General features: G+C 69.5%; 13 protein-coding genes. 8 read left to right on the plus strand and 5 right to left on the minus strand.

What is annotated here, in order from left to right; genetic code table 11:
- Positions 1–20: 20 nt before the first annotated feature.
- From FB559_RS43195 to FB559_RS43230, 8 genes are all read left to right on the plus strand, one after another.
- Positions 21–1,343 (plus strand): ABC transporter substrate-binding protein, encoded by a 1,323-nt coding sequence (locus tag FB559_RS43195; RefSeq protein ID WP_185792766.1) that lies wholly within the window; start codon positions 21–23, stop codon positions 1,341–1,343.
- A 30-nt stretch (positions 1,344–1,373) separates the two neighbouring features.
- On the plus strand, positions 1,374–2,297 hold the full coding sequence (locus FB559_RS43200) for a carbohydrate ABC transporter permease (RefSeq protein ID WP_246122939.1): 924 nt from the start codon (positions 1,374–1,376) through the stop codon (positions 2,295–2,297).
- Positions 2,298–2,310: 13 nt separating this feature from the next.
- Positions 2,311–3,207 carry a carbohydrate ABC transporter permease gene (locus FB559_RS43205; RefSeq protein WP_141963988.1) on the plus strand — a complete coding sequence of 299 codons (897 nt, stop codon included), beginning with the start codon at positions 2,311–2,313 and terminating at the stop codon, positions 3,205–3,207.
- Positions 3,204–4,466 carry a 6-phospho-beta-glucosidase gene (locus tag FB559_RS43210; protein WP_141963990.1) on the plus strand — a complete coding sequence of 421 codons (1,263 nt, stop codon included), beginning with the start codon at positions 3,204–3,206 and terminating at the stop codon, positions 4,464–4,466. Before FB559_RS43205 ends, FB559_RS43210 begins: the two co-directional genes overlap by 4 nt.
- A complete protein-coding gene (locus FB559_RS43215; RefSeq protein ID WP_246122940.1) occupies positions 4,463–5,428 on the plus strand; it encodes an N-acetylglucosamine kinase in 966 nt (321 codons plus the stop codon). The genes FB559_RS43210 and FB559_RS43215 overlap by 4 nt, the downstream gene beginning before the upstream one ends.
- Before the next feature lie 182 nt (positions 5,429–5,610).
- Entirely contained in the window at positions 5,611–6,690 is a 1,080-nt protein-coding gene (locus FB559_RS43220; protein WP_141963994.1) for a methyltransferase, read from the plus strand.
- A gap of 84 nt (positions 6,691–6,774) precedes the next feature.
- Positions 6,775–7,242 carry an SAM-dependent methyltransferase gene (locus FB559_RS43225; RefSeq protein ID WP_141963996.1) on the plus strand — a complete coding sequence of 156 codons (468 nt, stop codon included), beginning with the start codon at positions 6,775–6,777 and terminating at the stop codon, positions 7,240–7,242.
- Positions 7,243–7,403: 161 nt separating this feature from the next.
- Positions 7,404–8,660, plus strand: coding sequence for a glycosyltransferase family 87 protein (locus FB559_RS43230; protein WP_185792767.1), 1,257 nt, complete (start codon positions 7,404–7,406; stop codon positions 8,658–8,660).
- Here FB559_RS43230 and FB559_RS43235 read toward each other — a convergent pair.
- From FB559_RS43235 to FB559_RS43255, 5 genes are all read right to left on the minus strand, one after another.
- Complete coding sequence (locus tag FB559_RS43235; protein ID WP_141964000.1) at positions 8,626–9,705, minus strand: hypothetical protein; 1,080 nt, start codon at positions 9,703–9,705, stop codon at positions 8,626–8,628. The two genes, FB559_RS43230 and FB559_RS43235, sit on opposite strands and share 35 nt — an antisense overlap.
- 63 nt (positions 9,706–9,768) lie before the next feature.
- Positions 9,769–10,830: a LamG domain-containing protein gene (locus FB559_RS43240; protein WP_246122941.1), complete on the minus strand. Its 1,062-nt coding sequence runs from the start codon at positions 10,828–10,830 to the stop codon at positions 9,769–9,771.
- Between the two features lie 141 nt (positions 10,831–10,971).
- On the minus strand, positions 10,972–13,044 hold the full coding sequence (locus FB559_RS43245) for a PQQ-dependent sugar dehydrogenase (protein ID WP_141964002.1): 2,073 nt from the start codon (positions 13,042–13,044) through the stop codon (positions 10,972–10,974).
- Between the two features lie 221 nt (positions 13,045–13,265).
- On the minus strand, positions 13,266–14,084 hold the full coding sequence (locus tag FB559_RS43250) for an ABC transporter ATP-binding protein (protein WP_246122942.1): 819 nt from the start codon (positions 14,082–14,084) through the stop codon (positions 13,266–13,268).
- 8 nt (positions 14,085–14,092) lie between these two features.
- Positions 14,093–15,109, minus strand: a complete 1,017-nt coding sequence (locus FB559_RS43255; RefSeq protein ID WP_141964006.1) for an ABC transporter substrate-binding protein — start codon at positions 15,107–15,109, stop codon at positions 14,093–14,095.
- Positions 15,110–15,118: the final 9 nt, after the last annotated feature.

Raw genomic sequence — 15,118 nt, forward strand, 5'->3', positions numbered from 1 at the left:
CGCCCCCAAAGGAGACCGGAGTGTCCCCTCGCCCATGGCGGCTCATCACCGCTCTCGCCATCACCGCCGCCGCCACCGCGTGTACCGCGGGGAACCAGACGACGACGGACAGCGGTCCCAAGGCCGAGGCCCCCCAGACGATCGAGGTCTGGCACGGCTGGAGCGCCCCCCACGAGGTGAAGGCGTTCGAGGACGCCATCGCCGGTTTCCACAAGCTGCACCCCAACATCACCGTCAAGCTCGTCAAGGGCCAGGACGACACCAAGATCCTCAACGCGATCCGCAGTGGTACGCCGCCCGACGTCGTGTCCTCCTTCTCGACCAACAACGTCGGCCAGTTCTGCTCCAGCGGCGCGCTGCAGAACCTGACGCCGTACCTGGAGAAGGACAAGGTCAACTTGTCCATCTTCCCGAAGGCGGTACAGGACTACACGCAGTACAAGGGCAATCGGTGCACGCTCCCGCTGCTCGCCGACGACTACGCGCTCTACAGCAACAAGGCCCTCATGAAGGGCAACCCGCCGCCGAAGACGATCAGTGAGCTGACCGCGCTGGCCAAGAAGCTGACCGTCCGCAATCCGGACGGCACCATCAAGGTGGCCGGCTTCCTGCCCTCGGTGACGTACTACGAGCACGTGCCCGAGCACATCGCCACCACGAGCTTCGGCGGCCAGTACCTCAACCCCCAGGGCCGGGCGAACTTCGCCACCGACCCCGCCTTCACCAAGTACCTGCAGTGGGAGAAGAGCCTGCTGGACTGGTACGGCTACGACAACGTCAAGAAGTTCGTCCACTCGATGGGTCAGGAGTTCGAGGCCTCCAACCCGTTCGAGAAGGGCAAGGTCGCGATGGGGATCGACGGTGAGTGGCGGACCAAGTTCATGGAGGAGGAGGCCCCGAAGGTCCAGTACGACACCTCGCCGGTCCCGGTCAACGACGACCGGCAGAACACCTACGGGGGCGGCTTCGTCACCGGCACCATCATCGGCATCCCGCGCGGCGCCAAGCACGCGCAGGCGTCGTGGGAGTTCGTGAAGTACCTGACGACCAACACCGACGCCCTGGTGACCTTCGCCAACGGCCTCGGCAACGTCCCCAGCACGATCCCGGCGCTGGCCTCGCCGAACCTCAAGCTCCCGCCGCAGTTCAAGACCTTCCTGGACGTCTTCAAGAACCCCAACAGCACGACGATCCCCTCCACGATCAACGGCGGTGACTTCGTGGTGAAGTTCCAGAGCTTCGTGCAGGACCAGTGGGAACCCGGCAAGGTGCCCGACCTGCAGAAGGGCCTGCAGGGCCTGGACAAGAAGGTCAACGACTCGCTGCAGCTGGCCGGCGGCTGATCGATGGCCGCGGCAGTCTCTGTTCGCTCGGTGACGGCGTCGCGTGCGCGGCGCCGTCACCGGCTTCGCGTCCTCGCGTTCATGTCGCCGTGGCTGATCGGGTTCGCGCTGTTCTTCGCCTACCCGCTGGCCGCGACGGTCTACTTCTCCTTCTACCGCTACAACCTGTTCCAGCTCACGCCGATCGGGCTGACCAACTACCGGTTCCTGTTCCACGACCCGTACGCGTGGCAGGCCATCAAGAACACGATGTGGCTGGTCATCGTGATGGTGCCGCTGCGGGTGCTGTTCGGGCTCGGCCTCGCGCAGCTGCTGACGAGGATCAAGCGCGGCGGCAACCTGTTGCGCGCGGTCTTCTACCTGCCGTTCCTGATCCCGCCGGTCGCGGCCACCGTCGCGTTCGTCTTCGTGGTCAACCCCGGCACCGGCCCCATCAACAACCTCTTCGCCAAGGTCGGCATCCACCTGCCGGACTGGTTCAACGACCCCACGTGGACCAAGCCGGGCCTGACCCTGCTGGCGCTGTGGGGCATCGGCGACGTGATGATCATCTTGCTGGCGTCGCTGCTGGACGTGCCCAAGTCCCTGTACGAGGCGGCCGCCATCGACGGGGCCAACGCCTGGCAGCAGTTCCGCCGCATCACCCTGCCGACGATCTCGCCGGTGCTGATGTTCTCCGCGGTGACCGGGGTCATCCAGACCCTGCAGTACTTCACGCAGGCGATGGTCGCCGCGAACGCCTCACAGGGCAACGCCGACCAGGCCGGCACCACCACGGCGCCCGGCTACCCCGACGGCGCCTCGCTGACCTTCCCCCAGACGCTCTACAACGAGGGCTTCCAGCAGTTCAACATGGGCTACGCCTGCGTCCTGGCACTCGTGCTGTTCGTCGTCGCCATGTTCTTCACGCTGATCCTGCTCCGCCAGTTCCATGCGTTCGGCGACGATGACTGAAGGGATGACCGCGATGAGCGGAACCACTGTCGCCACGCGGCGCGCCCCCGCGGTCCGGCCCCCCGCGTCACGGAGGCCGGGCAGGCGCAACCGCAGGCTGCTGTACTGGGTCGCGACGCACGCGATCGCGATCGCCCTGGCGATCATGTTCCTGGCGCCGCTGATCTTCATGTTCCTCACCGCGGTGATGAGCAGCAACGAGACCCTCGGCGGCGGCCTGTGGCCCAAGAGCTGGCACTGGGGCAACTTCGGCACCGCCCTGACCACCGACCACGGCGTGATGCTGCACTGGCTGCTCCACACGCTCATCTACGCCGTGCTCGGCACCGTGTTCATGCTGATGTCGAGCGTCCCGGTCGCGTACGCGCTGGCCCGGTTCCGCTTCCGTGGTCGCAAGCTGGCGTTCGTCCTGGTGATCACCACGATGATGCTGCCGCCGCAGGTGACGATCGTGCCCATGTACATCATGTGGGCGCGGTTCCACCTGACCGGGACGCTGTGGCCGCTGATCATCCCGCTGATGTTCGGCGACGCGTTCTCGATCTTCTTGCTGCGGCAGTTCCTGGTGACGATCCCCAAGGAGTACGCCGACGCGGCACGGGTCGACGGCTGCGGTGAGTTCCGCACGATGATGCGCGTCATCCTGCCGATGGCCCGGCCGGCGATCGCCGCGGTCGCGCTGTTCCAGTTCTTCTACGCCTGGAACGACTACTTCGGTCCGCTGATCTACACCAAGCCGGACTCGTGGACGCTGGCGGTCGGCCTGTCGACGTTCCGCGCCGCGCACCATGTCGAGTGGAACCTCACCATGGCCGCGACGCTCCTGACCGTGCTGCCGGTGATCGTCGTGTTCTTCCTGGCGCAGCGGGTGTTCATCCAGGGTGTGACCTTGACGGGGGTGAAGGGTTGAAGCTCTGTGTGGTCGGCGGCGGGTCGACGTACACGCCGGAACTCGTGGACGGCATCGCCCGGCTGCGGGACACGCTGCCGGTCTCCGAGCTGGCGCTCGTCGACCCGGACGAGCGCCGCCTGGAGCTGGTCGGCGGGTTCTCCCGGCGGATCTTCGCGCGGTACGGCCATCCGGGCGTGATCCGTACGACGACCGTTCTCGACGAGGGTGTCGAGGGGGCCGGGGCGGTGCTGCTGCAGTTGCGCGTCGGCGGCCAGGCGGCCCGGCACGTGGACGAGACGCTGCCGCTGACCTGCGGCTGCATAGGACAGGAGACGACCGGCGCGGGCGGGCTCGCCAAGGCACTGCGTACGGTCCCCCTCGTCCTGGACATCGCGGACCGGGTCGCCGAGCTCGCCCCGGACGCGTGGATCGTCGACTTCACCAACCCCGTCGGCATCGTCACGCGTGCGCTGCTCGACGCCGGGCACCGCGCCGTCGGGCTGTGCAACGTGGCGATCGGCTTCCAGCGGCGCTTCGCCAAGACGCTGGGCGTCCCGGCCTCCGACATTCAGCTCGGGCACGTCGGCCTCAACCATCTGACCTGGGAGCGCAGCGTCCTGCTGCGCGGCGAGGACGTGCTGCCCCAGCTGCTCGACCGGCACGCCGAGGAGCTCGCGTCCGGAATCGGCCTGCCACCGGCCCTCCTGCGGCGCCTCGGTGTCGTACCGTCCTATTACCTGCGCTACTTCTACGAACACGACGCGGTGGTGGCCGAACAGCTCTCCGCGCCGTCGCGTGCCGAGGAGGTGACGGCCATCGAGGAGCGACTCCTGGAGATGTACGCCGACCCGGCGCTGGACGAGAAGCCCACGCTGCTGGAGGAGCGCGGTGGCGCGTACTACTCCGAGGCCGCCGTCGATCTCGTCGCCTCCCTGTCCGCCGACCGCGGCGACGTGCAGGTCGTCAACGTCCGCAACGGTGACCGGCTGCCGTTCCTGCCCGCCGAGGCGGTGATCGAGGTGCCGGCCCGCATCACCGCCGCCGGTGCCGACCCTCTTCCGGTGGACCCGGTCGAGCCGCTCTACGCGGGCCTGATCGCGCACGTGACCGCATACGAGGAGCTGGCCATCGAGGCCGCGCTCAAGGGAGGTGTCGACCGGGTGACGGACGCCCTGCTGGCTCATCCGCTGATCGGGCAGGTGAGCATGGCCACCGACCTGGCCGACCGGCTCGTCACCGCCAACGCCGCGTACCTGCACTGGGCGGTGGACGCGTGATCGTCGCGATCGACGGCGGCAACAGCAAGACCGACGTCGCGGTCCTGACCGCGGACGGCGAGGTGCTCGCGACCGTACGCGGCGGCGGCTTCCGGCCGGTCGCGGACGGTGTCGAGGCCGCGGTGAACGTTCTGGCCGACGCGGTGACCCGCGCGCTGGAGGCCGCCGGGCTGACCGCGCCCTGGCCGGTGGCCGACCACGTGTCGGCGTACCTGGCCAACGTGGACCTGCCGGAGGAAGAGGAGGAGTTCCACCGGATCATCACGGCCTGCAACTGGGGCCGCAACGTCCGGGTCGGCAACGACACTTTCGCGCTGCTGCGCTCGGGCGTGACCGAGCAGTGGGGTGTGGCCGTCGTGTGCGGCGCCGGCATCAACTGCGCCGGCGTGGGCCCGGATGGGCAGGTCGCCCGGTTTCCCTCGATCGGCCGGGTCACCGGCGACTGGGGCGGCGGCCACCACCTCGGCGAGGAGGCACTGTGGCACGGCGTGCGCGCCGAGGACGGGCGCGGCCCCGCGACGGCGCTCGCCGCTGCGGTCGCCGTGCACTTCGGCGTCGAGACCGCCCTGGACGTCGGCCTCGGCATCCACTTCGGGGACATCTCCGAGGAGCGGCTGGGTGAGCTGTCACCGGTGCTGTTCGCGGTCGCCGCGGCCGGCGACGAGGTCGCGGGCCGGCTGGTCGAACGCCAGGCCGACGAGGTGAGCGCGCTGGCCACCGTCGTCCTGCGGCGGCTGGGCCTGCTCGGCTCCCCCGTCGAGGTCGTCCTGGGCGGCGGAGTGCTCGCCGCCCGCGACGCACTGTTGATGACCGCGATCCAGGACCGCTTCGCACGCTTCGCCCCGCAGGCCAAGCTCGTCGTCGTGGACGCCCCGCCCGTCCTGGGCGCCGCCCTGCTCGGCCTGGACGCCGCCGGCGCGACCCCGGAGGCCCACGAACGCCTGCGCGCCTTCTACGCCTAGTACGGCAGCGGCAAGACTCCTGTCAGGGGTACGCAGTCGGGTCGTGGCGCAGCTGAGTCAACACGCTTCGTCCCTACCGAACCAGGGTCATCCCTCTGTCGACGACGCCTTACGGCTCGCACAATGATTGCGACGACAATTGTGCCGTCCGCGTGCAGCCGGGGACAGATCGGAGGCGTTTCATGCCCGCCAAGGATGATCACCATGCCGCGATCCATCGACAGACGGGGCCCTTCGACACACTGACCGGCGCGATCGGGGGCATGTTCGTCGGGCACTGTCTGGCCTCCGTGGCCAGGTTCAGCGTCGCCGACGCGCTCGACGACACGCCGCGGACGGCCGAGGAACTGGCCGAAGTCACCGGGGCGAATCCCGAGGCCCTCGGTCGTGTGCTTCGCCTCCTCGCTGCCCATGGCGTCTTCGCGGCCGGCGACGACCGCTTCACCCACACCGGCGCGTCGCGAATGCTCCGTTCCGACCATCCCCAGTCTTGGCGTGACTTCGCGGCGACATTCGGAACCGAACGCACTGCAAGGCAACTGGGTTACTTCGACTACTCACTCCAGACTGGACTCCCGGCCGCCAACAAGCTGAACCCGGACGGGTTCTTCGCCATCCTTCAGAGTGATCCCGAGGCGGGCCGGGTCTTCGACGCCGCGATGGTCTCAAAGGCGCGTATCCAGGTCGCGAGTGTCCTGGCCGCCTACGACTTCTCGAACTGCGGAACGATCGCCGACATCGGCGGCGGCCGAGGACACCTACTGCAGGCGGTGGTGGACGCGGCCGAGCGAACCACGGGCATCCTTTTCGATCTGCCCCCGGTGATCGAGCGTGCCGCGGAGATCGCCTCCGATCGGCTCACGCTGCAAGCCGGCGACTTCTTCAAGGACCCGCTGCCGGTCTGCGACACCTACATGCTCATGGACGTGATCCACGACTGGGACGTCGAGCGGGCCACGGCGATCCTGGCCGCCGTACGGAAGGCCGCTCCACCGCACGCGCGGCTGTTATTGGTGGAAAGCGTCATCCCCGACGGCCCTGGGCCCGACTGGTCTAAAGCCATGGACATCATGATGCTCGTCCACACCGGGGGCAGGCAACGCACCCGCAGCGAACACGAGTCGCTGTTGCAGACCTGCGGTTTCCGGCTCGAGCGGGTCGTTGCGACGGCATCAGACGTATCGATCCTCGAGGCGGTGTGTGATCGCCGCGGCGCTGCGTGCAAGTATCACCACCGCCTCGACCCGGCCACCAGCACATAGATCACAGTGCCGCTGCCGTACTAGGCGTGTCTCTGTGGATCGGGGTGCTGGGCACGACGCCGGCCCAAGCGATAGAACCTTGCCATGTCGAGCTTCGAGGTCACACCGATAGGTACGGTCCATAACGACCGAACGGACGTCCAGCACACGGACAACTGGGGTGCCGTCCGCAGCACGATCACCATCGATGAGCGCTTCGGCGAGGCGTGCCTCCAGGGCCTGGAGGGCTTCTCCCACGTGGAGATCCTCTTCATCTTCGACCAGTTCCCCGAACACGACGACCACCGCGAACCCCGCCCCAACCGCGGCCGCTCCGACCTCCCGCCCGTTGGTGTCTTCGCCGGCCGCGGCCCCCGCAGGCCGAACCGCATCGGGGTGACGTGCTGCGCCATCGAGTCCGTCCACGGCCGCGAACTGACGGTGGTGGGCCTCGACGCGGTCTCCGGCACCCCGGTCATCGACGTGAAGCCCGCGATGGCGGAGTTCCAGGCGGCGAACATCGAACAGCCGGAATGGGTCGGCCGCCTGATGTCGGAGTACTTCCAGCCGTAAACGAGCGCCCTCACCGCCATCGGCACGATCATTCAAGCGGTGACCGGCCCGGCGCCCTCGGCGGCTCCGGCTGGGTGTATCCCGTGCCCAGGCTGAGAGTTGGCTGCGAATCCGCAGGTCAGCGGCAGGGTCTCGGCGATCATGTGGCAGCCTGTGAGGCGATGGACCATCCCATATTCACCACATCCGTCCTGGTCGCCGGGCTTCTCCTGTCCGTCGTCGCGCTGTGGCGCGGCTGGCGGCCGTCGCTCCGTGCCGCCCTGGGCGTCGGGATCGCGCTCCGGCTGATCCTGCTCATCAGCGCGGCCGCCGACTCCTGGCAGCCGATCGACTACTTCTACGGCTTCCACGCCGCCGGGCAGGCGATCCTGGCCCGCCAGGACCCGATCCTGGCCACCCATGGGTCGTGGCACTTCCTGCCGATGATCCCCTACCTGTACGGCCTCGGCCTGCGGGCGGGGCTGCCGTGGGAGATCGCCGGGCGGCTGGTCACCGTGGCCGCCGACATCGCGCTGATCCCCCTGGTCGGAAAGCTGGCCGGCGGCCGGAACGCCGCCGCGGCACGGTTCGCGTACGCCTGCAGTCCGATCGCGCTGATGGTCGCGGTGATCCACGGGCAGATCGAACCCGTGGCGCTGGTGTTCCTCGTCGCCGCATGCGTCATGGCGCGCTCCGGGCGCGGGGGCTGGGCCGGGGCCCTGTTCGGGTTCGCACTGTCGGCGGGCACCTGGCCGGTGATCCTGTTTCCGGCCCTGCTGCTGTTGATGCCCAACTGGCGCGAGCGCTTTCACAGCGTCGCCGCGGGCGCCGCCGTTCCGGTGTTCTTCCTGGTCACCATGCCGCTCGTCGTGCACAGCTCCTGGTCCAACCTCCTCGACGTCGCGCGGTACCTGGGCGGTGTACGGCCCGTCGTCGGCGAATGGGGCTGGACCGCGTGGATGACGGGTGGCAACTGGGCGCTGGCGCCGACGGCCGCCGGCATCGGGCAGGTCGTCCTGTACCTCACCCTGCTCGGGATGATGTGGCTGTGGCGGCGCGCCGACCCGGTCGACATGATCTCCGCCGTCCTGCTGGCCTTCATGGTGGTCACCCCGCGCATGGGCGCCCAGTACCTGCTGTGGTTCGTGCCGTTCCTCGTCGCCCGGCCCACGTTCTTCAGCCGGCCGGCGATGTGGCTCTCCGCACTGTGGGCGGGGCTGGGCTACATCTATCTGACCCACTTCGACGACACCGGCTGGTGGCAGAACCACCAGTGGTGGTCCCGGAGCTCGATCATCGTCATCCCGGTCCTCATCCTCGCGATGCCCTGGAGCCGCCGCTTCCCGGCCGGGACGGACGAACCGGCGGTCGTACGGCCGGAGCCGCTCACCGCCACCGGGGCCGTCAGCGCGCGAGTTCGGCCGCGGCCAGGTGAATGAGCACCTTCAGCCGGCCGGCGCGCGGCGATCCCGCGGCCTTCAGCATGCCGGGGATCCGCTCGTCCCAGGCGGCGGCGCCGAGCATCAGGCCGAGAGCGTCGTCACCGCCGATCAAGGCCAGTGCCAGGTCCAGCGCGGGACTGGGCCCCTCGACCTGCCGCCGGAACGCCCGGAAGTCGGAAAGCCGGGTCGTGGCCGGCTCCAGAGCCGCCAGGACGACCAGCCACGCCCGTGCCGACGGTGAGACGTCCGGCCACAGGTCCAGCAGGTCCGGAACGCGGGCGATGACCTCCCGGCCGGTGGGGGTCTCGTCCTCGACGGAGCCCGCCGGATCGAGGGTGGCGACGTGGGCGAGATCGGCCAGGAGGCCCAGCCGGTACTCCGGAACCAACCGCGGCGCACAGGCCAGCCGGACGAGAGGCCCGATGGTCCGCGGCGTGGAGTCGTAGCAGGTGCCCTGGTGGACGACGGCGTCGAAGTAGTCCCGCATGGCCTCGTCCCAGGCCTCGTCGTTGGCGGCCAGCCTCCGCAGGAGGTCCGGGACGTCCCACGCCGATCCGTACGCATGGGAGAGCGAGGCCCAGTCGACGTCGTCGAGCCCGTTCAGGGTGACGGGCTCGCCGATCGGCCCGGCGGAAGGCTCCGGGGTCTTGAGCCGATGGACGATCACCGGGGCGGGGACGCGGGCCGGCTCACGCGACAGCGCCGCCATCCGCTGGTCCCGCGCCTGTTCGACGGTCCGGTCGGCGACGACCTCGCCCTGGACGAGAAGACGCCGGGCCGTGCCCGGCAGGGCCTGCGAGCGCATCACGCGACCGCCGTGTTCTTCGACCAGACCGGAGACGAACCGTTCCTCGGCGGCCGTCCACCAGTGCTCGTCGTCGCTCGGGTAGGGCCCCAGATCAACGGCGACGACCCTGCCTCCGGGAGCCGTACAGACCACGGCATGGCCGCGCCCGACCAGGACCTCGGCGATCTCCCGGGCGGTGTCATCGCCCGGCACGTCGATGGTGTACGCGCTGGCATGCCGCGGGACATGGCTCATCGGGCCCTCCGTCGTTCGAGAACGATCACTGTACGGCTCCGGGAGCCGTGGTGACCGGAGGTCTCAGCGGCCCAGCGCGCGGCGGTACTGGTGCAGGACCTCCCCCGGTGTCACGGCACGGTCGAGGAACATCAGGCTGTCGATGCGGCAGTTACACGGGTTCCGCTCCTCGGTGTTCTGCGGATAGCTGCCACCGATCTTGATGCCCCTCGGGTCGGTCGCCGAGGTGAGGTCCGGCTCCGGCTCTCCGGCGACGCCCCAGGGATCGCCGGGGAGCACGTACGTGCCCGCCAGTGGCCGCCCGTTCTTGTACAGGCCCAGAGTCCCGTCGTCGAAGTCGAAGGTCGCCGCGAGGAAGACCCACGTGTTCAGCGGCAGGACGGTCTGCCACTCGTCGTCGGCCGCGAAGGTCTGGGAACCGGATCCGTCGACGCGACGGCCAAGGGCGACCACGCGCAGTCGTCCCGACACGTTGATCACTTCGAGCAGCGCCCGTACGTCGTGGCCCTGGGAGTCGCCGCTGAGCAGGCCCGCCAGTCCGACCGCGTTGTAGTAGTCCGCCGGGTCGGGCGTGGTGGTGTTCGGGCCGGGGTTCGGGCCGGTCATCTTGAACCAGCCCATGATCGAGATTTCCCTGACGCCGTTGAAGGCGCGCAGGCTCGGCACGCCGCCGCCGGAGTAGACGCCGGCCTTCCAGTCGTCGGTGCCGGCGACGGCGGGGTCGACCTGCTTCGTGCGAATGGAGTACCGGCTGCCCGGGAAGGCGCCGTCTCGTACCCGCATCGCGGCCCCGCCGTTGACGAGCCCGATGTTCGTGCCCGACCGGCCGCGGTCCCGCTCCACGGCGGGGTCGCCCGGGGCGGGATGCTCGAAGTCGTAGTAGGAGACCAGGTTCCGCCTCAGGCTGGGCAGCACCTTCGAACCGGAGCGCCCGGGTGCCCCGGCCCGGCCGGTGGACGTGGTGCCGACGCCCGCGTCCGCGGCGTCCGGGACCGCGGCGAGCGGCACGCACATCAACGCGGCCACCAGAGCCGCCCGCAGGCCGCGTGACCGGCGGCCCCAGGCCAACGGGCGGTTCATACCGACCGCGACACCGCGGCTGACGCCTAAGCGAGGGTCTCTCATGATCTCCTCCAGACACGTCGGGTTCCCGGCGGCCACGGACCGGCCACGGACCGGCCATGGACCGGCCGTGGCCGCCGGAAGGCGCGAAAGGGCGCGACCGCGGCCGTCACCGTAGGCGCGGGCCGCGGTCGTCGCCCGCGGTCAGCCGCTCACCTCGGTGCCGGTGACCTCGAAGTTGCGAACCCTGCCGATGTTGTCGAACGACCCGAAGCCGACCCGTCCGGACGTGAAGGTCCTGTCGACGGCCGTCATCAGCGGGTTCTTCGCGTGGTCCAGGTACACCGCGATCTCACCCGTGTCGGCGTGCCGTACGACGCTGACGTGATGCCACTTCGTATCGGTGATCGCGGGCGGGGCGCCGCGCGAGCGGACCGGGTCCCACTGATCCTCGATCCGCAGCCGGTCGGCGTTGTTCACGACGAAGATGCCGTTGTGCGGGTAGATCGAGTTGTCCTGCGACAGATGGACGTAGGAGAACTCCGTGTCGGACCGGTAGCCGAACACGATGATCACATCGCGGTTGCTGACGTCGGTGGGGGTGTCGATCCGGACATCGGCGTCGATCCGCTCGCTGCCGTACTCCGGTCCCTTCGTCAGCACCGCGTACTCGAAGGGCCGGCGCGGGCCAGGGCGTTCGACACCGGCCTCGGAAAGGATCACCTGGCCACCCTTGAAGGTCCACTTCGACGGGGTGACGGGGGCCCAGTTCCGCGCGCCGGCCGTGTGGGCGACGCGCGTGTGGCCGACGGGCCCGGCGGCGAAGTGACGCGTGCCGACGACCTTCCAGATCTTGCCGTTCGCCTTCGAGATCAAGAAGGGCTCCCCCTCGCTGTCGCGGCCGAAGCGCAGGTCGACCCGCTTGTCGCCGGCCAGCTCCTGCATCGTCACCCGCTTGCCCGTCCTGTCGAAGACCATGAGCCGGTAGATCGGGGCACGCGGGCCGCCCCGGCGCATCTCGCGCTCGTTCGTGTAGAGGACGCTGCCGTCGACGAGGTCACCGAAGATGTACTTGCCGTAGAGCTCGGGCAGCTTGTGGCCTCGGTAGACGTAGCCACCGGAGATCGCGCGCCCGACGTCCGCGTTGCACGTCCAGTCGGCGGGCGGGTCGTGGTCGTAGGCGGCGAGCGGGTAGTCGTAGCCGTACTTCGCGTCGTCGGCCGGCAGCGGGTAGAGGTCGCACCGGTCGTCCTTGTTGAAGACGAAGGGCCCTTCCCGGTTCGGCCAGCCGAGGTTGTCGCCCGCACGGACGTCCCACACGCCCTCGATGGCGTGCTCACCGATGTGCCCGAGCAACAGCCGGTGCTGCCCGCCGGTGTCCCAGCTGAAGCGGTGCGGGTCGCGCATGCCGTACGCGTAGATCTCGCCGATGTCACCGGGCTTGCCGACGAACGGGTTCGTGGCCGGGATCCCGTACCTGCCGTTGGCGCTGTTCGTGCCGTGGGGGTCGATCCGCAGGATCTTCCCCTGCGGGATGCCGAGGTTCTGCGGATCGGTGTTGCCCGCGGCCTGTCCCTGACCGCCGTCGCCGGCGGCGATGTAGAGCAGGCCGTAGTCCTTGTCGCCGCGCCTGGCGTTCGGGTTGAAGCCGATCTCCTGGATGCCGTGGATCTGGCCGGCGAACCCGAGCCTCAGCACCTCCCGGCGGGTGCCGTGGAAGGTGCCCGCGGACGGGTCGTCCGCCGTCCATTCGTCGATGACGCCGTGGTAGATGGTGTTCGGCTGCGGTGTCAGGTCCGGGACCTTCGCCGTGGCGGAGGCCAACTCGGTGTGGACCGTGTAGAACTTGCCGTTCCGCTTGAAGTCGGGGTCGAAGGCCACGATGCCGAACCCCTGGCCCAGACCGCGGCCGGAGAAGAACTCCGGGGCGAACGCCGCGCCGACGTCGAGGTACTCATGTGGCGTGCCGTTGTCGACCAGGTACATCTTGCCGTTGAGGTCGGGCACGTACATGCGGCCCGAGCCGTCGGGAACCTCGCCGATGTAGTTGATCCGGGCCCAGCGCATGAGGCGCGCGTCGATCGGCGCCGGAATGGGTTCGGACTTGGGGAACGAGGCGAACTCCTCGACGGTGAGTCCCAGGCCCGTCGTGATGGGGTTCTCCGGGATCGGATCGGTGATCGGCTGGTCGTCTGCTCGCGCGGCCGTCTGCGGTGATAAGACGAGGGACGCGAGAACAGCGACGATCGTCAGAAGGCACCATCTGAGCTTCGTCATCCTGCTGCCCGTGGGGTCGAGGGAGTGGCGGAAAGCGCTTTCTGGAAACGCTTTCCCGAAAAGTAGAAGAGGTTCCGTGGGGCGTCAAGCACCAACGTCCGCCGCCCGGCAGCACCCGGGCACGACGGACAGAACGCCTGGCCAGAGCCTGTCGCGGCCATGTCCGGTAGCGGCCAGCGCGGCGTCGCCGGCCCGCTCCGGTCCGGCCGCGAGGCGCCGTCTCAGTCCGCGGCCGGGGCCGCGCCGAGCAGCCCGCGGATGCGGCGGGTGGCGCGGGCGAACTCAGGCCGCGCCACGGTCGTGGCGTAGTCCGGGTCCTCGGACGGCCCGACCTCGACGACCTCGGCGACCGTGCCCGGCCGCTCGGTCATGACCACGACCCGGTCGGCGAGGTAGGCCGCCTCGGCGACCGAGTGCGTGACCAGCAGCACAGTCGTACGCGTCTCCCTCCAGATGCGGTTCAGCTCGACGTTCAGCTGCTCCCGTGTGAGTGCGTCGAGTGCGCCGAAGGGCTCGTCCATCAGCAGGACCGGTGGTTCGTGCAGGAGCGCCCGGCACAGTGAGACCCGCTGCCGCATGCCTCCGGACAGTTCGTGCGGATAGGCGTCCTCGAACCCGGTCAGCCCGGTCATCGCCATCAGTTCCGCCGTCCGCTCGCGCGCTCGCGCGGCGGGCAGGTGGCGCATCTCGGCCTGCAGCAGGATGTTGCGGCGGGCGCTGCGCCACTCCAGGAGCGCGGCCCGCTGGAAGACGTACCCGATGTCGTGCCGCGGGCCTGTGACCGCCTCGCCCCGTAGCCGGACGCTGCCGGAGGACGGCCGCAGCAGCCCCGCCACGAGTTTCAGCAGCGTCGACTTCCCGCAGCCCGACGGTCCCACGATGGCCACGAACTCGCCCTCGGCCACGTCGAACGACACCTGCCGCAGCGCCGTGACGTCCTTCCGCCGGGTGCGGAAGCGTACGTCCACGTCGTCGATCTCGACGGTGCCGGCGCGGCTCACCCCCGCCGTGCGCTCCGCGCTCCCCGGCCCGCTCGCCACCCGGCCGCTCATCCCTGCGGGGACAGCGACGCGTCCCAGTACGCCGACGGCGGCTGTGCCTTGCCGATGACCCCGGTCTGGGCGAACAGGTCGATGGTCCGCTGCCAGTCGGCCTCGGTGTTGGCTCCGGGCGCCCTGCCCTTGGTGGCGTCGGTGTGCAGCAGCGTCAGCGTCGTCGCGAACTGCTCGGTGAGAACGGCGGGCGGCGGGAGCTGCTGGGACGCCCCCTGCATGGCGGCGACCGCTCCCGCGGGGTCCTTCTCCGCCGCCGCCCACGCCTCGCTCGTCGCCGCGACCATGCGCCTGACCAGGCCGGACCGGCTCTTCAGCGTCCGATCGCCCACCAGCAGGCCGTTGGAGTAGAAGTTCAGGCCGAAGTCGGCGAAGCGCAGGTAGGAGATCGCCCGTCCGGACTTGGTGTGCATCGTCGGGCCCTGGTCGTTGGCGAAGCCGAGCAGGCCGTCGGTCTGGCCGGACAGCACGGCGGACATCTTGCCCACCGGGTCGGTGTTCTGGATCCGTACGTCCGAGGTGCTCATGCCGTTCTTCTTGAGGAACGCCGGGAACGTCCGCGACAGCGCGTCTCCGGCCGTACCCGCGATGCGCTTGCCCTTGAGGTCGGCGGGCGTCTTGATGCCCTGGGCCGTGAAGGACTGCACGGAGGCCGGTGTCGTCTGCAGGAACACGCCGACGCTCTTGACCGGCAGGCCCGTGCCGACACCCGCGAGCAGCGCCGGGGTGTCCGCCCAGCCGAAGTCGGTATGGCCCGCGCCGACCGCCTGCACGGTCTTCTGCGAACCCTGCCCCGCGTTGATCCGCAGGTCGAGACCGTGCTTCTCGAAGATCTTCTGCTGCTGGCCGTAGTAGAACGGGGCGTGCTCACCGTAGGGGTACCAGTTGAGCGTAAGCGTGACCTTGTCCAGCTCCCTGCCCCCGGCGCTCCTGGTCTTCTCGCCACCTCCTCCGCAGGCGGCGGTGAGCGCCATGATCGGGACGAGGACTAAGGCGAGTCGGGAGGGTTTCATGTCCAGGCT

Source organism: Actinoallomurus bryophytorum (assembly GCF_006716425.1).
GTDB classification, from domain to species: domain Bacteria; phylum Actinomycetota; class Actinomycetes; order Streptosporangiales; family Streptosporangiaceae; genus Actinoallomurus; species Actinoallomurus bryophytorum.

Coding starts and splice junctions, on each gene's coding strand:
- FB559_RS43205 (WP_141963988.1), top strand. CDS start 2,311: ATGAGCGGAACCACTGTCGCCACGCGGCGCGCCCCCGCGGTCCGGCCC.
- FB559_RS43220 (WP_141963994.1), top strand. CDS start 5,611: ATGCCCGCCAAGGATGATCACCATGCCGCGATCCATCGACAGACGGGG.
- FB559_RS43225 (WP_141963996.1), top strand. CDS start 6,775: ATGTCGAGCTTCGAGGTCACACCGATAGGTACGGTCCATAACGACCGA.
- FB559_RS43230 (WP_185792767.1), top strand. CDS start 7,404: ATGGACCATCCCATATTCACCACATCCGTCCTGGTCGCCGGGCTTCTC.
- FB559_RS43235 (WP_141964000.1), bottom strand. CDS start 9,705: ATGAGCCATGTCCCGCGGCATGCCAGCGCGTACACCATCGACGTGCCG.
- FB559_RS43240 (WP_246122941.1), bottom strand. CDS start 10,830: ATGAGAGACCCTCGCTTAGGCGTCAGCCGCGGTGTCGCGGTCGGTATG.
- FB559_RS43245 (WP_141964002.1), bottom strand. CDS start 13,044: ATGACGAAGCTCAGATGGTGCCTTCTGACGATCGTCGCTGTTCTCGCG.
- FB559_RS43255 (WP_141964006.1), bottom strand. CDS start 15,109: ATGAAACCCTCCCGACTCGCCTTAGTCCTCGTCCCGATCATGGCGCTC.